The sequence below is a fragment of the Sphingomonas faeni genome (genome assembly GCF_040407495.1).
GTDB classification, from domain to species: domain Bacteria; phylum Pseudomonadota; class Alphaproteobacteria; order Sphingomonadales; family Sphingomonadaceae; genus Sphingomonas; species Sphingomonas faeni_D.
In genome coordinates this window covers 155,602-174,672 of record NZ_JAPZPP010000001.1, presented here as the reverse complement: position 1 = coordinate 174,672, position 19,071 = coordinate 155,602, and the positions used below count along the sequence as shown (strand labels likewise).

The window sequence follows — 19,071 nt, the reverse complement described above, 5'->3', positions numbered from 1 at the left end:
GGGTCCAGTTGGAAAGGGCGGCGTAACGGAGCGCCGCCCTCGATTAGCGACGGTCCCCAACTGGGCCCCGGCCTCCGCCGGGGTGGCGCTTATTTCGCCGGGGTGGCGTTTATGGCGTGGGTGGGAGCCCCCTCACCGCGAGGCCAACTGCATCCCAGGCTTGCGCAACCACTGCGCCATCGCATCGCCCGCGCCCATCCGGACGAAGCACGCCCCGCCCTTGGCGCGGTATTGGCGGCACATCGAATCCGCTGCAGACCGGCTGAACCCGCCGATCGACAGGCGATAGAAATCCTCGCCATCCGCTTTGAAATTCATGCCGTTGGGCGTGTAGCCCGCGAGCACGGCGAATCGCTTGGCGGCACGCCCCCATGCATCGCGCGCGACGCCGGCGCTGTCGAACGCGCCAAGCTGTACATACCAATGGCCGGTCACCGGCGCCTTCACCTGATATGCTGCGCTCGCAATCCCGCGGCCCGTTGGCGTGGACGCCGAGGCGACCTTGATCGGACCGCCGGCCGGACGGAGCATCATCGCCGGCAAAGCCTGGACCACCTCCTGCCGCGGACCGAACGACACCTTTGAAAAGCCCGCGACCGGCGCGGCAGTCGGTGCAGCAGCAACCTCGACAGGGCCCTCCACTCGTACAGGATCAGCCGCCGCCAGCGCCTGTTCGGGCGCCCCCGGCATCATCGGTGCAGGCGCGTTCAACGCCAGCGCAACCGGCTGCCCCGCATCCGCCACCGCGTGCACGCCGAGCAGGCTCGCCACCTGATCCGACGCGTTGGCCGGCTGTGCGAATTGCGCCCATTGCTCGAGCCGCGCATCGACGTCGGCTGGCGCCATGTCCGCCGCCGCGACCACGCGCGCCTCCTGCCAGCGCCCTGCCAGCGCGAAACTCAGCGCCAAATTCTGGCGGACCTTGGCGCTCGTCTCGGGCGACCGCGCGGTCTCGGTGAGCAGCGCGATCCCCCCCGCGGTATCGCCCGCGAGCGACAGCGCCAGACCGCGATCGAGCGCCGGGATGATCGCCGCGTGCGTCGCCAGCGTCCGCCGCGCTGCCTGCCAGTCCCCCGTCGCGACCTGCGCCAGCGCGAGGTTCAGCGCCGCCTTGCCGTTGGTCGGCGACAGCTGCAGCGTATCCGCGAACGCCTGCGACGCTGACGCGAACCGCCCGCCCTGGAGATAGCTTTGGCCAAGCAGCATGCGGTACTCCGCCGACTGCGGCATCACCGCCACCGCGCCTTCCGCAAAGCCGATTGCCGCCGGGCCATCACGCTTGGCGAGTGCGGTCTGCGCCTTGCCCGCATCCGTCGCTGCGCCCCTGGACGCCAGCGCGGCGCTGCGATCGCTGGCCGACGCTACGCCGCCGCCACTGGCTGCGCAGCCGACCATGGTGCCGCCGAGCATGAGGGCGGAGATGCTGCCGAGGAAAAGTGCGCGCGTGGTCATCGGGATAATCCCTGTTTCAACGTTTTGGCGTGGCCGGCGGCAGCTGCGCGACGAGCGCATCCACTTCCGGCAAGGTCTGGAGAAAGGCATCGAGGGCGAGCGTGACGAGACGTTGCGACGACGATCCGGTAACCGCACTCGCCAATCGCAGCCTCAGGTGCCGATCGGTATCGAGCCGCAACGTGAACGCGGCCTTCGCGCCTTTGGTCTTGGCGAGAGCCTCGCGGCCGATCCGTGCAGCGGTGGCGTTCGAGACGGACGCGACCGCGACCGGACGCTCGATCTCGACCTTGAACGCCTCGCGCTCGATCAGCACCGACGGCATTTGCGCGCCCATGTCGTTCCAGCCGAGATCGTCGCTTGCCTCATCAGCCGGCGCATTCAGATCCTGCGGTCGCATCGCCGGACGCGCGTCGCCCTTGCGCGCCAACAGCGACGACGACAGCGCAGCGCGTGGCTTGGGCTGGGCCATCTCAGCCGACGACCCGGCGGCCGAAGCCACCTGTGGCGGGACGCCGTCCGACAGCGGCGGGCACGCTGAACACGGTGCGGCGGAAATTCTTCTCGAGCCGGTCGCAGACATAGATCCACAGCGCCTCGATCTCGGCGGTCGAGCGGGTGTTCGAGTCGAGCTCCATCACCGTCCGCCCGTCGATCATCGAGACCGCGAAGTCGGTGCGCTGGTGGACGATGACCGGCGCGACCGTGCCGTGCTGCGACAGCGCCAGCGTCGCGTCGGCGGTGATCCGCGCTTTTGGCGTGGCCGCGTTGACGACGAAGATCAGCGGCTTGCCGGCACGGGCGCACATGTCGACCGTGGCGCCGACCGCGCGCAGATCGTGCGGGCTCGGACGCGTTGGTACTAGGATCAGTTCGGCGACCTGGATCACGCTCTGGATCGCCATCGTGATCGCCGGCGGCGTATCGATCATCGCCAGCTTGAAACCCTGCTGGCGAAGTATCTCGAGATCGGCGGCGAGCCGCGACACGGTGGTCTGCGCAAACGCCGGTTCCTCGGCGGTGCGCTCGTTCCACCAGTCGGACAGCGAGCCTTGTGGATCGATGTCGATCAGCACCACCGGGCCATGACCCGCACGCTCGGCCTGAACGGCAAGATGACCCGTCAAGGTCGTCTTCCCCGATCCTCCCTTCTGCGATGCGAACGCTAGAACGCGCATAATCTGCCTGATCCCCGGTAGTCGCAGTCGGCATGGCAGGCGCGGGTCAAGAAGCGGTTAACAACACTTCATATCGGTTTGAAACGCGTGAAATAGGCCGGAAATCCGGTGCGTTCCCTTTGCCTAACGCGGCGAACGGCGGCATGGTGACGATGAGTGGATACGGGGTAGAGCGATGCAGGTTGGACGTAAGCTTCTGATAAGTGCGATTGCACTTGGTGGCCTGTGCGCTGCCGTTCCCGCTTATGCCGATGTGAAGGCCGGCGTCGAAGCGTGGGGCAAGGGTGATTACGCGCGAGCCGTTCAGGAATGGCGACCGCTTGCGATTGCCGGCGATGCCGACGCGCAGTTCAACCTCGCCCAGGCCTACAAGCTCGGTCGCGGCGTGCCGCTCGATCCCGGCCTTGCCGAAAGCTGGTTCCGCAAGGCTGCGCTCCAGGGGCATCTCCAGGCCGGCGATAATTACGGTCTTGCGCTGTTCCAGGCGGGGAAGAAGACCGATGCGCTACCCTGGCTCGAAAAGTCGGTCGCACGCGGCGAGCCACGGACTCAACTGGTGCTCGGCACGATGCTGTTCAACGGCGATGGCGTACCCCGCGATTTCCCGCGGGCCTATGCGCTCATGACGCGCGCTTCGGCATCGGGCTTGCAATCGGCCTCGCAGACCTTGGCGCAGATGGACCAGTATATATCGCCCGCCGATCGCGAAAAGGGTACTGCGCTGGCGCAGCAATATGCGTTGCAGGCGACGCCTGCCGCCCCGTCGCGTTCGACCGTCGGACAAACGCCCGTCCCGCCGTCACGTATCGCCGAGCAGCCGCGCGTGACGAAGCCGACGCCGAGTTCGCCGCCTGCCCGCGTTCCCGTCCCGACCCGCGAGCCGGTTGCGAAACCCGTACCGAAGCCCGCCGCCGCCAAGCCGGCACCCGTCGCTACAGCGCGTGCGACCGGCAATTGGCGCGTCCAGCTTGGCGCCTTCCGCGACCAGGGCAATGCCGAGGGGCTTTGGAACAAGGTTCGCGGCAAGCTGCGCGGAGCACAGCCCTTCTATGCGAAGGCTGGCAGCGTGACGCGGCTCCAGGCCGGCGGCTTTGCATCGAAGGCGGATGCGGCGCGGGCGTGTTCCGCTGCCGGCGTGCCTTGCGTGATCGTCGCGCCCTGACCTGATCCGGTGCGCTGACCTCTAGTGAAAAGGACCCGCGGATGCTGGTGCTGACTTTAGCCCTGCTATCGGCGCCAGTGAGCTGTACCGAGATAAAGCAGCAATGCCGCGCGTGCCCTACCGCGGACATCATCAAGGGGTGCTCGGCGGTAGGCATCGCCTGCCAGCCGACCCGTCGCATCTGCGAACCTGCCGTCGTTCCCAAGACCGTGGCGCGGGCGGACCGGGTGGCTGACAAGACGGCGCGCTGAGCGATCGTGCCTTCGCCCGGCGGATGAGCGATCGGGTGCGGCAGGGATCAAATAGCCGGACCGGTCGTTTCGTTTCGACATCGACCGGGAGCTAGATGCATGATTTCGAAGACCTTGGCGCTGGCACTTGCCGGCGCAACGCTGTTGGCCGCGTGTTCCGGCGAGCAGCTTGCTACTAATAATACCGACGCGGTGGTGGATAACGGCGTGTCGTTGCGCAACCTTGCAGAGACCGAGGTGGCGGTGCCCAAGCCCGAGCAGCTGACGGTTAAGGGCCGGCTGATCCCTACCCCGTCCGATCCGACGTCGCGCCACTTCCTGTTGCGCGAGCGGAAGGCGGTCGGCGGGACGATCATCGCGATCCTGCGCCAGGAGCATGACGGCAAGGTCGCCTATGCGCGCACCGAGACCGATTGCGGCAATCGCCTGTTCCATGTCCTAGGCGTCGGCCCGAACCGGGCGTTGGTCGAGACCAACGTAGCGCATGACGGCCCGCTGCGCCCAATCAAGGGCCTGCCGTTGCGAGAAGAGCTTGCGACGTATGTCTGCGCAGCGAGCGGCACGCCGCTGGCCAAGGCCTAACCCTAACTTCTGCGCCCCTCCCTGGAAGGGAGGGGTTGGGGGTGGGTCGGCCGGCTTGGGTCACTACGGTCCGACCATGCGGAAACCGACCCACCCCTGCCCCTCCCTTCCAGGGAGGGGTGAAACTTCAGTCCAGCACCCAGTGCTGCTTCGCGATACCCTGCGCGTAGAGAAGCGCCGTCAAATCCCCATGATCGATCCGCGCCGCCGCAGCCGCCGCAACGATCGGCTTGGCATGATACGCCACGCCCAGCCCAGCCGCCTCGATCATCGCCAGATCGTTCGCGCCATCACCGACCGCGAGCGACTCTTCCACCGTAATCCCCCGTTCGGCGATCGCCGCCCGTAACGTCGTCAACTTCGTATTCGACCCGACGATAGGCTTGGTCACCGTCCCCGTCAGCACGCCACCCTCGATCTCCAGCACGTTGGCGATCGCACGGTCGAAGCCGATCTCCCTCGCCACCGGCTCGGCAAACCGCGTGAACCCGCCCGACACCAGCACCGCCAGAGCGCCCCTTGCGCGCATCGTCCGCACCAGCGTCTTCGCGCCCGGCATGATCTTCACGCGTTCGGCCAGGCAGCGTTCGATGTCGCTTTCCGCCAGCCCCTTCAGCAGGGCAACCCGCGCATCCAGCGCCGCCTCGAAATCGAGTTCACCGCGCATCGCGCGCTCGGTGATCTCGGCGATCTGCGGCTTGATACCAGCATAGTCGGCGAGTTCGTCGATGCATTCGACGGTGATCATCGTCGAATCCATGTCGGCGACGAGCAGCCTCTTCGTGCGCGTCAGGCTCGATTGCACGACGACGTCAGTTGCCGCGAACGCCCCCTCGAGCGCGACCCGCGCCGCGTCCGGCGCCATCCCGAAGATCAGGTCCGCTGCATCGCCTTCGTCGATCCAGCCGCTCGCGCCCGGCGCGCAGCCCGCGTCGCGCAGGCGGTCCATCGCGGTCGAAATATCGCCTGCGGTCAGCGTGCCCGAGGCTATAAGCGTTGCCGTGAACATAGAAACTCTCCCGAAGGTCGCGCTCATCGCAGGGCCGACCGCGAGCGGCAAGTCCGCGCTCGCGCTCGCCATCGCGGCGCGCCACGACGGCGTCGTCATCAACGCCGACTCCGCGCAGGTCTATGCCGACCTCCGCATCCTCACCGCGCGCCCGTCGGCGGAAGAAGAGGCCAGCGCCCCGCACCGCCTGTTCGGCCATGTCGACGCCGCCGATGCGACCTACTCCGCCGCACGCTGGGCTGCCGAGACGACGCAGGCGATCCGCGATACGCTCGCCAAGGGCAAGCTGCCGATCCTGGTGGGTGGCACGGGGCTCTATATCCGCACGCTGCTCGACGGCATCGCGCCTGTCCCCACGATCGACCCAGCCCTTCGCGAGCAAGTCCGCGCCCTCCCCGTGGCGGAGGCGCACGCCGCGCTCGCGCAACTCGACCAGCACGCTGCCCGGAAACTGAACGCAGCCGACACCACCCGCGTCGCCCGAGCGCTAGAAGTCGTCCGCGGCACCGGCCGCACGCTCGCCGACTGGCAGACCGAGAAGGTCGGCGGGATCGGCGAGACGATCGACGTCCGCGCGCTGATCCTGATCCCCGACCGCGACTGGCTCAACGCGCGCATCGACCAGCGCTTCGCCAAGATGGCCGATACCAGCCGCGAGGAGATCGCCGCGCTGCTCGCCCGCACCGACATCCCGCAGGACGCGCCGATCCGCCGCGCGATTGGTGTGCCCGAGATCGCCGCGCTCGTCCGTGGAGAGACCTCGCAACCCGACGCCATCGCCGCCGGATCGCTCGCCACCCGGCGCTATGCCAAGCGCCAATACACCTGGCTCCGGCACCAGCCGCCCCCCGCTTGGACCCGCACCGAAGCCCTCGACCTACCAACGCGCTTGCAGCAATTTGAAACTATATTGCTCAAATGATGTTTGACACGCATCTTTTATATCGGTAGCCGGCCCCACCACGAGACGCTAAAGGCAGCGTTCTCGCAAAGGATGATATGAAATGACCGAGAAGAGTGGAGCCGATATCCTGATCGAGGCGCTGTGCGATCTCGGCGTGGAGGTCGTCTTCGGCTATCCGGGTGGCGCCGTGCTGCCGATCTACGACGCGCTGTTCCGCAGCGGTCGGATCAAGCACATTCTGGTGCGCCACGAACAGGCTGCGACGCATGCGGCCGAGGGCTATGCCCGCTCGACCGGCAAGCCCGGCGTGGTGCTCGTCACCTCCGGCCCCGGCGCGACCAATGCCGTCACCGGGATCACCGACGCGCTGATGGATTCGATCCCGATGGTCGTGATCACCGGCCAGGTGCCGACCGCGCTGATCGGCACCGACGCGTTCCAGGAAGCCGATACCGTCGGCATCACGCGCCATTGCTCGAAGCACAACTACCTCGTGAAGGATCCCGCCAAGCTTGGCGACGTGATCCACGAGGCGTTCCACATCGCCACCTCGGGTCGTCCGGGGCCGGTGGTCGTCGACATTCCCAAGGACGTGCAGGTCGCGACCGCGCGGTACAAGAAGCCGGGGCCGATCCAGCACAAGACCTATCGCCCGCAGGTGAAGGCCGATCAGTCGCAGATCGAGCAGCTCGTCGACATGCTCGCCGCGGCCGAACGTCCGATCCTGTATACCGGCGGCGGCATCATCAACTCGGGCCCGGCCGCGAGCCAGTTGCTGTGCGAACTCGTCCGCATCACCGGCGCGCCGGTGACGTCGACGCTGATGGGTCTCGGCGCCTATCCCGCGTCCGGCCCGCAGTGGCTCGGCATGCTCGGGATGCACGGCACGTACGAGGCGAACATGGCGATGAACCAGGCCGACCTCGTCGTCGCGCTCGGCTCGCGCTTTGATGACCGCGTGACCGGGCGACTCGATGCGTTCAGCCCGAACTCGCGGAAAGTGCATATCGACATCGATCGCTCGTCGGTGAACAAGACGGTGCGCGTCGATCTCGGCATCATCGCGGATGTCGGCCATGCGCTCGAGGACATGGTGCGGATCTGGAAGAGCCGCCAGCATCCCAAGCCCGACACGACCGACTGGCAGCGGCGGATCGCTGGCTGGCGCGCGGTGAAGTGTCTCGATTTCCCCGAGAACGACCCGAACGAGATCATGCCGCAACGCGCGATCCGGGCGCTGTTCGACGCGACGCACGCGCGTTCGCCGATCATCACGACCGAGGTCGGCCAGCACCAGATGTGGGCCGCGCAGCATTTCGGGTTCGAGAAGCCGAACAAGTGGCTGACGAGCGGCGGTCTCGGCACGATGGGCTACGGCCTGCCGGCGGCGATCGGCGCGCAGCTCGGCAACCCGAACGCGCTGGTGATCGACATCGCCGGTGAGGCGTCGATCCAGATGAACATCCAGGAGCTGGCGACGGCGTCGCAATACCGGTTGCCGGTGAAGATCTTCATTCTCAACAACCAGTATATGGGCATGGTCCGCCAGTGGCAGGAGCTCACCTATGAGAGCCGCTATGCCGAGAGCTATTCGGATTCGCTGCCCGATTTCGTGAAGCTCGGCGAGGCGTATGGCTGGAAGGGCATCCTGATCGAGACGCGCGACCAGCTCGACAGCGGGATCGCCGAGATGCTGGCGTATGACGGCCCGGTGATCGTCGATTGCCGCGTGTCGCAGCTGACCAACTGCTTCCCGATGATCCCGTCGGGGGCTGCGCATACCGACATGATCCTGCAGGCGAACGAGGTGTCCGGCACGATGGACGACGAAGCGAAGGCGCTGGTTTAAGATGCACATTTCCCAGGAAAAGGCCGAGCGGCACACGCTCGCCGTCATCGTCGACAACGAACCGGGCATCCTCGCCCGGATCGCCGGCCTGTTCACCGCGCGTGGCTATAATATCGAGAGCCTGACGGTGTCGGAGATCACCGCGGACAAGTCGGTCAGCCGGATCACCATCGTCACCAGCGCGTCGCCGGCGACGATGGAGCAGATCATCGCCCAGCTCGACCGGCTGGTGCCGGTGCACAAGGTCACCGACCTCACGGCACAGGGCGCGCATGTCGAACGCGAGCTTGCGCTGGTGAAGGTCCGCGGCACCGGCGACCACCGGATCGAGGCGCTGCGCCTCGCCGACGTCTACCGCGCGCGCGTGGTCGATGCGACGACGTCGAGCTTCGTGTTCGAGGTCACCGGCGGCATCGACAAGATCGACAAGTTCGTCGAACTCATGGGCGAAGTCGGTCTGATCGAAGTAGCCCGAACCGGCATCGTCGCGATCGCCCGCGGCAAAGAGCCAGCCTGAATTACTGCGTCATCCTGACGAAAGTCAGGACCCAGAGCCACACATGGCGCCGCCTGGAACCCTGGGTTCCGGCGTCCGCCGGAATGACGAAAGAAGGAAGAATCCAATGCGTGTGTATTACGATCGCGACGCCGACCTGAACCTCATCACCGACAAGAAGATCGCGATCGTCGGCTATGGTTCGCAGGGCCACGCCCACGCGCAGAACCTCCGCGATTCGGGCGTCAAGGACGTCGCCATCGCACTGCGCGAAGGCTCGGCGACCGCCAAGAAGGCGATCGAGGCGGGCTTTGCGGTCAAGTCGAACAAGGAGGCTGCCGCCTGGGCCGACATCGTCATGATCCTCGCCCCCGACGAGCATCAGGCGGCGATCTACGCTGCCGATCTGCACGACAACCTCAAGCAGGGCGCGACGATTGCTTTTGCTCACGGCCTCAACGTGCATTTCGGCCTGATCGAGCCGCGCGCCGATCTCGACGTCATCATGATCGCGCCCAAGGGCCCTGGCCACACCGTGCGCAGCGAATATGTCCGCGGCGGCGGCGTCCCCTGCCTGATTGCAATCGACCAGGACAAATCGGGCAACGCGCATGACATCGCCCTCGCCTATGCCAGCGGCGTCGGCGGCGGTCGCTCGGGGATCATCGAGACCAACTTCCGCGAGGAATGCGAGACCGACCTGTTCGGCGAGCAGGCCGTGCTGTGCGGCGGCATCACCCACCTGATCCAGGCCGGGTTCGAGACGCTGGTCGAGGCCGGCTATGCGCCGGAGATGGCGTATTTCGAATGCCTGCACGAGACCAAGCTGATCGTCGACCTGCTGTATGAGGGCGGCATCGCCAACATGCGCTATTCGATCTCGAACACCGCGGAGTATGGCGACATCACGACGGGTCCGCGGATCATCACATCGGAGACCAAGGCCGAGATGAAGCGCGTACTGGCCGACATCCAGTCGGGCCGGTTCGTGAAGAACTTCATCCTCGACAACCGTGCGGGGCAGCCTGAGCTGAAGGCGGCGCGGAAGCAGGCGCTGGCGCATCCGATCGAGAAGATCGGGTCGGAGTTGCGCGGCATGATGCCGTGGATCGGGAAGAATGCTCTCGTTGATAAGGCCAAGAACTGACGCGAACGCGAGCGCGCGACAGCGCGTGAGCGCGGCCGGCACGACGAAGCCTGCCCATAGGGCACGGCTTCGCCGGGTCCGACGGGCGGGCGTTCCCGCGCGCTCCACATCACCCCGGCGAAGGCCGGGCCCAATTGGGAAGGCCGGAGTAACGGAGCGCAGTCTTCAGTTAGTCACGTCACCCAACTGGGCCCCGGCCTTCGCCGGGGTGGTGGCGTTTTGGGGAAGCGTCAATCGCTGCTTATCCTGCTCCCTCGCGAACGCGGGGGTCCAGGATCTCGGGCGGTGATCGTGGTTTAGCTGGGCCCCCGCATCCGCGGGGGAACAAGAGCGAGCGGCCCTTGCCCCCCACCCCACCGACCCAATTCCGAAACACAGCGTTGGCATAACGTCGTTTGACGCGCCCGCCCCGCTCGGCCAGCATCGCACGTCAAACAGGAGACCCCGCATGCGCCTAGTCCTAGCCACCATCCTCGCCCTCACCGCCGCCCCAGTCATCGCACAGACCGCCGCCATCCCCGGCGCCCCCGTCGAGGCACGCGTCGCCGCCGGCACCTACGCGGTCGATCCGAACCACACGCAGGTGACGTGGGCCGTCAACCACATGGGCTTCTCGATGCTCGAAGGGCAGCTCGGCGCATCGGGTGGCAGCATCACGATCGATCCCGCCAAGCCGAACGCGACCAAGGTCGAGGTGAACTTCGCGATCGACCAGCTCTCGGTCACCGCAGCGCCGTTCGCGGGCCATCTGAAGTCGAAGGACTTTTTCGACGCCGCGACCTACCCGACCGCCAAGTTCGTCTCGACCAAGGTCGTCGCGACCGGCGACAAGGCGACGATCACCGGCGACCTCACGCTCAAGGGCGTCACCAAGCCGGTCGTGCTCCAGGCGACCTTTATCGGTGCCGGCGCGAACCCGATGAACAAGAAGCTCAACTTCGGCTTCCGCGCGACGACCTCGATCAAGCGCAGCGACTTCAACCTCGGCGCCTACGCCCCGGTCGTGTCGGACAAGGTCGACCTGACGATCAACGCCGCCTTCTCTGCGCAATAATATACCAATTTCCCTATCGCGCTGGACACGGACCGTGTCCGCGCGATAGGATGCTATCAATGACGCACGGCCGCCTCCTGCTGCTTCGACTTACGCGCCCTTAGGCGCGCCGATCGTTTGCGCGGTGGCCCTGCCCCGTGCCTCGCGCCTAAGGGCTGACCCGAACGCTCCCGAAGACACGAGAGACACGAGCCATGCTGCGCGACCCATCGACCAAATACCGTCCCTTCCCCCAAGTCGACCTGCCCGACCGCCAATGGCCGTCGAAGACGATCGTCAAGCCGCCGCGCTGGCTGTCGACCGATCTGCGCGACGGTAATCAGGCGCTGATCGACCCGATGGATGCTGAGAAGAAGACGCGCTTCTTCGACCTGCTCTGCAAGGTCGGGCTGAAGGAGATCGAGGTCGGCTTCCCGAGCGCCGGCGCGACCGAATTCGACTTCATCTCAGGGCTGGTGAAGACCGGCCGCATCCCCGACGACGTATCGATCCAGGTGCTGACCCAGTCGCGCCGCGACCTGATCGAGACGAGCTTTGCCAGCCTGGTCGGCGCGAAGACCGCAATCGTGCATCTCTACAATGCGGTCAGCCCGGCATGGCGCAAGATCGTGTTCGGGATGGACCGCGCGCAGGTGAAACAGATCGCCATCGACGGCGCCAAGGTACTGCGCGACGAAGCCGCCAGGCAGCCCAACGTCCGCTGGCAGTTCGAATACAGCCCCGAGACCTTCTCGACCGCCGAACTCGATTTCTCGCTGGAAGTTTGCGAAGCGGTGATGGACGTCCTGATGCCAACGCCGGACAATCCGATCATCTTCAACCTGCCCGCGACCGTCGAGTGCGCGACGCCGAACATCTATGCGGACCAGATCGAGTGGTTCGGCCGCAACATCCGCAACCGTGACGCGGTGGCGATCTCGCTGCACACGCATAACGACCGCGGCACCGGCGTCGCGGCGGCTGAACTCGGCATGATGGCGGGCGCGGACCGGGTCGAGGGCTGCCTGCTCGGCAATGGCGAGCGCACCGGCAATTGCGATCTCGTGACCGTCGCGCTCAACATGTACACGCAGGGCGTCGACCCGAAGCTCGACCTGTCGGACATCGACGGCGTCGTGAATACGGTCAATTACTGCACCAACATCCCCGTCCACCCGCGCACGCCCTATGCCGGCGACCTAGTCTTCACCGCGTTTTCGGGATCGCATCAGGACGCGATCAAGAAGGGCTTCGCGGCGCAGGAGGCGAAGAACGACACGCTGTGGGAGGTGCCGTATCTCCCGATCGACCCCGCCGATCTGGGCCGCAGCTACGAGGCGGTGATCCGCGTCAATTCGCAATCCGGCAAGGGCGGCGTCGCCTGGGTGATCGAGCAGGACAAGGGTCTGAAGCTGCCCAAGCGGTTGCAGGCGGACTTCAGCCGCCACGTCCAGGCCTATGCCGACGAGACCAGCCGCGAGTTGAACGCGGCGGACATTTGGAGCCTGTTCGAGCGGACGTACATGCCGCAAGCGGCCGACCGCGTCGAACTGCGCGATTACGAGGAAAGTGGTGCCTCGGGGCAGCGCGTGTTCATCGGCCGGGTCGCGATCGATGGCGAGGAGCGGTCGATATCCGGGCGTGGCAACGGGCTGATCTCGGGTGTGATCGCGGCAATTGCGGAGTCGACCGGGCCGACGCTCGATGTGGTCGATTATAACGAGCACGCGATCGGGCACGGCGCGGATGCGCAGGCCGCCGCCTATGTCGAATGCCGGACGGCCGAGGGCAAGACGGTGTTCGGCGTCGGCATGGACACCGACATCGCCACCGCCTCGGTCCGCGCTGTGTTGAGCGCCGCCAACCGCGCCTGACCTAGCAAAGGACGGCCACCGGCTGAACCGGTGGCCGCTCCCTCTTACGCCAGCTTCGCCAGCAACGCCTCTGCCGCCTTTGCCGACGAGGCGGGGTTCTGGCCGGTGATCAGCAGGCCGTCCTCGACGACGTGCACGCCCCAATCGGCGGTCTTCGAATAGTTGCCGCCCTTCTGTTGCAGCATGTCCTCGACCAGGAACGGCACGATGTCGCTGAGCCCGACCGCGGCCTCTTCGGTATTAGTGAAGCCGGTGACCGTCTTGCCCTTGACGAGAGGCGTGCCATCGGCGGCCTTCACGTCGCGCAACACGCCGGGTGCGTGGCAGACTAGCGCGACCGGCTTGCCCGCGCCGATCGCGTTCTGGATCAGGGCGATCGAGGCCGGATCGTTGGCGAGATCCCAAAGCGGCCCGTGCCCGCCCGGATAGAACACCGCGTCATAATCGGCGATCCGCATGTCGGACAGCACGCGCGTATCGGCGAGCGCCGCGGTAGCCTCCGCATCGGCCTCGAAGCGCCGCGTCGCGTCGGTCTGCGCGTCGGGCTTGGCGCTGCTTGGATCAAGCGGCGGCTGACCACCCGCCGGCGATGCGAGCGTGATGTCCACGCCGGCGTCCTTGAACACGTAATAGGGCGCGGCGAGTTCCTCGAGCCAGAAGCCGGTCTTGCGGCCGGTGTCGCCGAGATCGGCGTGCGAGGTGAGGACGACGAGAATTTTCAAGATTGATCTCCGGATCATGGTTCTTGGGAGAGAACGAACCGGATCTAGGATCGGCGCCTTGCGACTGTGAACCCAAATGCGCCCGGTCGAGGGACTATTGCTCCCGGTCGATGCGGCGCTCGCGCACGATCCGGCAGCCGATCGCGGCGTCCGGGTAGACGTCGGTCTTCATCGTCTCGATCTCGACCCGCCGCACCCGCTCGTCGGCCAGACACAGTGCGGCGATCGCCTCGCAGAGCGTCTCCTGGAGCGCGAACGGGCGCTCCGCTACCATTGCTAATATCCCTGCGCGGACGAAGTCGTAATCGAGCACTTCCCCGATCGCATCCTCGCCGAGTGGCCCCGGATACACGACCGTCATCTCGACCGAGACGACTACACGTTGCGGCGCGACCTCGTGCGGGTGGATGCCCAGCTGCATCATAACCTCGAGTCCGTCCAGGATCGTCGTGAACTCAGCCATTCTGCCCCTCAAACATCACGTCGCCGTCTCGCGCCAGAAACCGTTGTCCGCAATCGACGAACACATTCTGCCCCGTCACGCCCCTCGCGGTCAGCAGCCACGCAACCGCATCCGCGACCGCCTCGGCGCCGACCGGTCGCTGGAGCAGGTTGTCGCTCGCCACGGCCGCGAACTCTTCTTCGCTCTGGTCTCCGCTCGGCAGCGTCAGCCCAGGCGATACCGCGTTGACCGAGATACGCGGGCCGAGCGCCTGCGCCAGCATCATCGTTGCCCCGTCCAGCGCGATCTTGCCGCAACTGTACGAGAAGAAGTCCGGGTTGAGGTTGGCCACCTTCTGGTCGAGCACATTGACCACCGCGCCGTCCGCAACGTCGTCCTGCGACGCGAGCGCGGACGCGAGCAGCACCGGCGCCCCGCAATTGATCGCGCCAAGCTCGGCGAACAGTACCGGATCGACGGTCGGCGGTCGGTCGAATTCGAACTTCGACGCGCAGTTCACCAGTCCGTCGATCGGCCCGCCGATCGCAGCCCGTGCCGCCGCGAACAGGTCGCCGATCGCGCCCAGATCGCTCAGGTCCCCCGCTATCGAAGCAGCACGCCCTCCCCCATCGACGATCTCTGCCACCAGCGCGGCCGCCTCGTCGGGGGAATGTCCCTGATGCACGACCACGGCTTGCCCGACGGCAGCCAGCCGCCGGACGATCGCCGCACCCAGCCGCTTCGCCCCGCCCGTGACGAGCACGGTTCGCATCAAACGCCGCGCCCCATCAACGCGAGCACTTCCTTGCGGCTGCGCTCGTCGTCGCGGAAAACGCCCATCATCCGGCTGGTGACCATCGTCACCCCCGGCGTGCGGACACCGCGCGCAGTCATGCACGCATGGCTAGCCTCGATCACCACCGCGACGCCCTGCGGCTTGAGGTTGTCCCAGATGCAGTCCGCCACTTCCGCGGTCAGCCGCTCCTGCACCTGCAACCGCCGCGCGAAGCCGTGCAGCACGCGTGCGAGCTTCGAGATGCCGACGACGTGGTCGCGCGGCAGGTAGGCGATGTGCGCCTTGCCGATGATCGGCGCCATGTGATGCTCGCAGTGCGACTGGAACGGAATGTCCTTCAGCAGGACGATCTCGTCATAGCCACCGACTTCCTCGAACACGCGCTCGAGATGCCTGGCCGGATCGTCGCCGTATCCCGCGCAATATTCCTTCCACGCACGTGCAACACGACGCGGCGTATCGAGCAGTCCTTCACGCGTGGGATCGTCACCCGCCCAGCGGATCAGCGTACGGATCGCCGACGCTACGTCTTCGGGCACAATCACCTTGCCGTCGGGACCGAGCACATCGTCGCCAACCGGCGGCCCCTCGGACCCGTTCAATTCATCCCGCATCGCAACACCCTTTGTCAGCATACCCAAACATCGGAACATGGGTCCTCTTTTGCAACTGTTTCATTTCAGCAACGCGCGCTAAATCCCAGTAATCCGGGCTTCAAAAAGCGTTGACGGTGGAATTTTTTTGTCGTTACTTCGCCATACCTGAAAAACTAAATCGTGAATCGGCACAGACCGGCGCGATCGGGGAGAGGACTGACATGGCCAAGTTCGAATTGCTCGCCGCCTCGGCGATGATACTCCTGTCGATTGCGCCGGCAATGGCTCAGACGGCCACCACAACATCGGCTGAAAACACCGCACCCACCAACGGGCCCGGGCAGGAAGCCCCGTCGACCCAGACGACACGGGACGTGTCCACCGCCGCGCCCGCGGATCCCTACGCGTCACAGGATATCGTGATTACCGCGCAACGCCAATCGCAGCGTCTACAGGATGTTCCGATCGCTGTGAGCGCTTTCACCGCTGACAACCTCGCCAAGCAACAGATCGTCAACCCCAGCGCGCTTCAGCAGACGCTGCCCAACATCACCTTCACCAAGACCAACTTCACGACATCGAGCTTCACGATCCGCGGGATCGGCGACCTGTGCACCGGCGCGACCTGCGATACCGCGACCGCGATCCACGTCAACGACATGCCGCTCGTGACGACCCGCCTGTTCGAGAGCGAGTTTTTCGACCTGGAGCGGATCGAGGTCCTCCGCGGTCCCCAAGGCACGTTGTTCGGCCGCAACGCGACCTCGGGCGTGGTCAACTTCATCTCGGCCAAACCCGATCTGTCCGCGATCCATTCCGCCGCCGAGTTCGAATACGGCAATTACGACTCGAAGCGCGTGAAGGCGATGTTCAACCTGCCCTTCACCGACACGCTCGGCATCCGCGTGGCCGGCACCTATCTCAACCGCGATGGCTATACCAAGAACCTGTACGACGGCCGCGACATTGACGGGCGCGATCTGTATTCGGTCCGCGGCACGCTGTCGTGGGAGCCGAGCAGCGATACGCGTATCGACCTGATCGGATCGTATTTCCGCGAGAAGGACGATCGTTCGCGGTTGCAGAAGCAGCTGTGCCACCGCGATCCTACCGGCATCCTCGGCTGTCTGCCCGATCGGCTCGCCAACGAGACCGCGAACGGCAATTCTACGCTATCCGCGGTGCTCAGTTCCAACGAGTTCTTCGCGGTCAACAATCCCGCGCTCGCGCGCTTCGGGCTGCAGAGCCTCTACGGTCAGGATACCTATACCGGCGTGGTCAACCCGGCCGACGTACGCACCGTGTCGCTCGACTACAGCCCGACCTATTTTGCCGAAGAAGAGCAATATACCGCCAAGATCTTCCACGATTTCGGCCCGGTCAGCCTGAACTTCACGGGCGGCTACACACGAAATGTCGTCGACAGCACCGCCGACTATAATCTCGCGGTCGAGAACCCGCTGACCAATAACGTCGGGCTCGCCACGCTCAACGCGATCGCCCGCCCCGGTTCGCCGTTCGCGTTCCTGAACGGCGTGCGGCAGACGCTGATTCCCAACGGTCCCGCCGGCGGCGCATGCCAATCGGCGTCGGATCCGAGCAACGTCGGCGTCTATGGCGGCAACTCGATCGGGTGTTTCGCGCAAAGCCTCGACTTCGATCGATCGCGCCAAGTGAACCGGCAATATTCCGCCGAAGCGCATCTCGACAGCAATTTCGACGGAATGTTCAACTTTCTGCTCGGCGGCATCTATGTCGACCATAAATCGTCCAACACCGATTATTTCGTCAATTCGTTCGGGCTCGACTACGCCTCGGGCATCCTTGGCTCAGCGAACGCGGCCGGTGCAGGCCTGCCCGCGGGCAATGGCTATTTCCTGGCGACGCCCTTTTATCGCAACAGCGATACCGAGTTCCGCCTGAAATCCTACGGCATCTTTGGCGAGACGTATTTCAAGTTCACCGACAAGCTCAAGCTGACCGTCGGCTTGCGCTACAACCACGACAAGAAGACCGACCAGGCGCGCAACCTCGCGCTCAACGTGCTGACGCCGATCGGTGCGACGGGAATCGAGCAAGGGCTGAACTACGGTACGGTCGATTTCGACCCGAACCTGCCGGGGCGTCAGGAGTTCGCCAATGCGCAGGTCAGCTTCTCGCGACTGACCGGGCGCGCGGTGCTCGATTACCGGATCACCGAGAACAACCTGCTCTACGCATCATACTCGCGCGGCTATAAATCGGGCGGGATCAATCCGCCGCTGCTGCCGATGTTCAACGTCAGCAGCACGTTCCTGCCCGAGCAGGTCAACGCGTACGAGATCGGCTCAAAGAACACCTTCGGCGGTGGCCAACTCAGGCTGAACCTCACCGGCTTCTACTATCAGTACAAGAACCTCCAGCTGAGCCGGATCGTCGCGCGCACCTCGGTCAACGACAATGTCGACGCCGATATCTACGGCGTCGAGGCGGAGGCGATCATGAGCCCGGTGCCGGCGTTCGTGGTCAACATGAACGCGAGTTACCTGCATTCGAAGGTGTCGAGCGACAAGTTCCTGGTCAACCCGCGCGACGTGTCGGGCGGCCGCGCGGACGCGGTGATCATCAAGGATATCACCAACGCGTCGAACTGTGTCGTCGTGCCCAACGTCGCGGGCAATGCGGCGCTGTCGAACGGCTATGTCGCGCTGGTCAATCAGGCGATCGGCCTGCGCGCACCGACCGCGATCCCAACGATCGCGGCGACTGGCGCGTTCGGGATCTGTTCGGCGCTGGGCGCCAATGCGGCGGCGAGCGGCGTATCGGTGCTCGACGGCGTGACCACCAACATCCGCGGCAACCGCCTGCCGCAGGCACCAACGTACAAATGGTCGGTTGGTGCGCAGTACACGATCGACTTCGCCAACGGCATGAGCCTCGTACCGCGCGCCGACCTCAACTATACCGGCGGGCTCTCGGGCAGCATCTTCAACACCCCGATCGACCGGATCCAGGGGTATGAGGTGGTCAACATGCAGGTCCAGCTCAACGCCCGCGAAGACCGGTTCTACGTCCGGGCGTATGTCCAGAATCTGACCAACAACGATGCGACGACCGGGCAGTATGTGACCGACCAGTCGGCTGGGCTGTTCACCAACATCTTCACGATCGAACCGCGTCGGTACGGCGTAGCGGCCGGGTTCAAGTTCTAGGGGGACGAAGCGCTCGGATGCTTCGGCTGCTCTAACGATCCTACCCCGCCAGGGGGGGGCGCGCCGAAGGTGACGGAGGGGGCGGGCACGGAACAGATGTGTTGCCTTCACTCCCCCTCCGTCTGGCAAGAGCGAGCCACCTCTCCCTGGCGGGGGAGTATCCGACGATGCCGCCGTCATCCTCACGAAGATCAGGATCCAGAGCCAATTATCGCGGCGTTCGTGGCCTTGGGTCCTGACTTTCGTCAGGATGACGTGTGGGGGGGCTGCGTGCTGGCTAACGCAGACCGCGGGCTTTCCCTTGCCCTTACCCTTCCCACGGCGAAGACGCCAAGGGAACCTTCCCTTTCCCATCGGGACAGGGAGAGACGCCAGAGGCGGCGAGGG

Annotated in this window: 18 protein-coding genes; 10 read left to right on the top strand and 8 right to left on the bottom strand. The window is 65.5% G+C overall.

Features of this window, described 5'->3' with window-relative positions; all coding sequences use genetic code 11:
• Positions 1-132 precede the first annotated feature (132 nt).
• Genes O6W96_RS00885 through O6W96_RS00875 form a run of 3 tightly spaced genes read right to left on the bottom strand, consistent with a single transcriptional unit; the run spans position 133 to position 2,630 of the window.
• Positions 133-1,452, bottom strand: coding sequence for an SPOR domain-containing protein (locus O6W96_RS00885; protein ID WP_353467823.1), 1,320 nt, complete (start codon positions 1,450-1,452; stop codon positions 133-135).
• Positions 1,453-1,468: 16 nt separating this feature from the next.
• Complete coding sequence (locus O6W96_RS00880; protein WP_353467822.1) at positions 1,469-1,924, bottom strand: hypothetical protein; 456 nt, start codon at positions 1,922-1,924, stop codon at positions 1,469-1,471.
• A 1-nt stretch (position 1,925) separates the two neighbouring features.
• Positions 1,926-2,630, bottom strand: coding sequence for a ParA family protein (locus tag O6W96_RS00875; protein ID WP_353467821.1), 705 nt, complete (start codon positions 2,628-2,630; stop codon positions 1,926-1,928).
• A gap of 175 nt (positions 2,631-2,805) precedes the next feature.
• Between O6W96_RS00875 and O6W96_RS00870 the strand changes: the two genes are divergently transcribed.
• The 3 genes from O6W96_RS00870 (at position 2,806) to O6W96_RS00860 (ending at position 4,625) form a co-directional block, all read left to right on the top strand.
• A complete protein-coding gene (locus tag O6W96_RS00870) occupies positions 2,806-3,792 on the top strand; it encodes an SPOR domain-containing protein (protein ID WP_353467820.1) in 987 nt (328 codons plus the stop codon).
• A gap of 41 nt (positions 3,793-3,833) precedes the next feature.
• Complete coding sequence (locus tag O6W96_RS00865; protein ID WP_353467819.1) at positions 3,834-4,043, top strand: hypothetical protein; 210 nt, start codon at positions 3,834-3,836, stop codon at positions 4,041-4,043.
• Between the two features lie 99 nt (positions 4,044-4,142).
• Positions 4,143-4,625, top strand: a complete 483-nt coding sequence (locus O6W96_RS00860) for a hypothetical protein (protein ID WP_353467818.1) — start codon at positions 4,143-4,145, stop codon at positions 4,623-4,625.
• A gap of 127 nt (positions 4,626-4,752) precedes the next feature.
• On the opposite strand, the gene serB is transcribed toward O6W96_RS00860, so the two are convergent.
• Positions 4,753-5,634, bottom strand: coding sequence for a phosphoserine phosphatase SerB (serB, locus tag O6W96_RS00855; RefSeq protein WP_353467817.1), 882 nt, complete (start codon positions 5,632-5,634; stop codon positions 4,753-4,755).
• On the opposite strand from serB, the gene miaA reads away from it, so the two are divergent.
• From miaA to leuA, 6 genes are all read left to right on the top strand, one after another.
• Complete coding sequence (gene miaA, locus O6W96_RS00850) at positions 5,627-6,556, top strand: tRNA (adenosine(37)-N6)-dimethylallyltransferase MiaA (RefSeq protein ID WP_353467816.1); 930 nt, start codon at positions 5,627-5,629, stop codon at positions 6,554-6,556. The genes serB and miaA overlap by 8 nt on opposite strands.
• Positions 6,557-6,638: 82 nt before the next feature.
• The gene (locus tag O6W96_RS00845) at positions 6,639-8,387 is read left to right on the top strand and encodes an acetolactate synthase 3 large subunit (RefSeq protein ID WP_056048115.1); all 1,749 of its coding nucleotides are present in this window, start codon (positions 6,639-6,641) and stop codon (positions 8,385-8,387) included.
• A 1-nt stretch (position 8,388) separates the two neighbouring features.
• Positions 8,389-8,904: an acetolactate synthase small subunit gene (ilvN, locus tag O6W96_RS00840; RefSeq protein ID WP_056048113.1), complete on the top strand. Its 516-nt coding sequence runs from the start codon at positions 8,389-8,391 to the stop codon at positions 8,902-8,904.
• A 106-nt stretch (positions 8,905-9,010) separates the two neighbouring features.
• Positions 9,011-10,030, top strand: coding sequence for a ketol-acid reductoisomerase (ilvC, locus tag O6W96_RS00835; protein WP_120299962.1), 1,020 nt, complete (start codon positions 9,011-9,013; stop codon positions 10,028-10,030).
• A gap of 448 nt (positions 10,031-10,478) precedes the next feature.
• The gene (locus O6W96_RS00830; RefSeq protein WP_353467815.1) at positions 10,479-11,084 is read left to right on the top strand and encodes a YceI family protein; all 606 of its coding nucleotides are present in this window, start codon (positions 10,479-10,481) and stop codon (positions 11,082-11,084) included.
• 194 nt (positions 11,085-11,278) lie between these two features.
• Positions 11,279-12,937 (top strand): 2-isopropylmalate synthase, encoded by a 1,659-nt coding sequence (leuA, locus tag O6W96_RS00825; RefSeq protein WP_353467814.1) that lies wholly within the window; start codon positions 11,279-11,281, stop codon positions 12,935-12,937.
• Positions 12,938-12,981: 44 nt separating this feature from the next.
• On the opposite strand, the gene O6W96_RS00820 is transcribed toward leuA, so the two are convergent.
• The 4 genes from O6W96_RS00820 to folE all read right to left on the bottom strand — a co-directional run bounded on the left by O6W96_RS00820 (position 12,982) and on the right by folE (position 15,511).
• A complete protein-coding gene (locus O6W96_RS00820; RefSeq protein ID WP_353467813.1) occupies positions 12,982-13,659 on the bottom strand; it encodes a type 1 glutamine amidotransferase domain-containing protein in 678 nt (225 codons plus the stop codon).
• Between the two features lie 94 nt (positions 13,660-13,753).
• The gene (locus tag O6W96_RS00815) at positions 13,754-14,122 is read right to left on the bottom strand and encodes a dihydroneopterin aldolase (RefSeq protein WP_353467812.1); all 369 of its coding nucleotides are present in this window, start codon (positions 14,120-14,122) and stop codon (positions 13,754-13,756) included.
• Entirely contained in the window at positions 14,115-14,873 is a 759-nt protein-coding gene (locus O6W96_RS00810; protein ID WP_353467811.1) for an SDR family NAD(P)-dependent oxidoreductase, read from the bottom strand. The genes O6W96_RS00815 and O6W96_RS00810 overlap by 8 nt, the downstream gene beginning before the upstream one ends.
• Positions 14,873-15,511 (bottom strand): GTP cyclohydrolase I FolE, encoded by a 639-nt coding sequence (gene folE / locus O6W96_RS00805; RefSeq protein WP_353467810.1) that lies wholly within the window; start codon positions 15,509-15,511, stop codon positions 14,873-14,875. Before folE ends, O6W96_RS00810 begins: the two co-directional genes overlap by 1 nt.
• Before the next feature lie 203 nt (positions 15,512-15,714).
• Between folE and O6W96_RS00800 the strand changes: the two genes are divergently transcribed.
• A complete protein-coding gene (locus O6W96_RS00800) occupies positions 15,715-18,684 on the top strand; it encodes a TonB-dependent receptor (protein WP_353467809.1) in 2,970 nt (989 codons plus the stop codon).
• The last annotated feature ends 387 nt before the right edge of the window (positions 18,685-19,071 follow it).

Bases quoted from the DNA above. Each gene is read 5' to 3' on its own strand.
- O6W96_RS00885 (WP_353467823.1), bottom strand. From the start codon at position 1,452: ATGACCACGCGCGCACTTTTCCTCGGCAGCATCTCCGCCCTCATGCTC.
- O6W96_RS00880 (WP_353467822.1), bottom strand. From the start codon at position 1,924: ATGGCCCAGCCCAAGCCACGCGCTGCGCTGTCGTCGTCGCTGTTGGCG.
- O6W96_RS00875 (WP_353467821.1), bottom strand. From the start codon at position 2,630: ATGCGCGTTCTAGCGTTCGCATCGCAGAAGGGAGGATCGGGGAAGACG.
- O6W96_RS00870 (WP_353467820.1), top strand. From the start codon at position 2,806: ATGCAGGTTGGACGTAAGCTTCTGATAAGTGCGATTGCACTTGGTGGC.
- O6W96_RS00865 (WP_353467819.1), top strand. From the start codon at position 3,834: ATGCTGGTGCTGACTTTAGCCCTGCTATCGGCGCCAGTGAGCTGTACC.
- O6W96_RS00860 (WP_353467818.1), top strand. From the start codon at position 4,143: ATGATTTCGAAGACCTTGGCGCTGGCACTTGCCGGCGCAACGCTGTTG.
- serB (WP_353467817.1), bottom strand. From the start codon at position 5,634: ATGTTCACGGCAACGCTTATAGCCTCGGGCACGCTGACCGCAGGCGAT.
- O6W96_RS00845 (WP_056048115.1), top strand. From the start codon at position 6,639: ATGACCGAGAAGAGTGGAGCCGATATCCTGATCGAGGCGCTGTGCGAT.
- ilvN (WP_056048113.1), top strand. From the start codon at position 8,389: ATGCACATTTCCCAGGAAAAGGCCGAGCGGCACACGCTCGCCGTCATC.
- ilvC (WP_120299962.1), top strand. From the start codon at position 9,011: ATGCGTGTGTATTACGATCGCGACGCCGACCTGAACCTCATCACCGAC.
- O6W96_RS00830 (WP_353467815.1), top strand. From the start codon at position 10,479: ATGCGCCTAGTCCTAGCCACCATCCTCGCCCTCACCGCCGCCCCAGTC.
- leuA (WP_353467814.1), top strand. From the start codon at position 11,279: ATGCTGCGCGACCCATCGACCAAATACCGTCCCTTCCCCCAAGTCGAC.
- O6W96_RS00815 (WP_353467812.1), bottom strand. From the start codon at position 14,122: ATGGCTGAGTTCACGACGATCCTGGACGGACTCGAGGTTATGATGCAG.
- O6W96_RS00810 (WP_353467811.1), bottom strand. From the start codon at position 14,873: ATGCGAACCGTGCTCGTCACGGGCGGGGCGAAGCGGCTGGGTGCGGCG.
- folE (WP_353467810.1), bottom strand. From the start codon at position 15,511: ATGCGGGATGAATTGAACGGGTCCGAGGGGCCGCCGGTTGGCGACGAT.
- O6W96_RS00800 (WP_353467809.1), top strand. From the start codon at position 15,715: ATGGCCAAGTTCGAATTGCTCGCCGCCTCGGCGATGATACTCCTGTCG.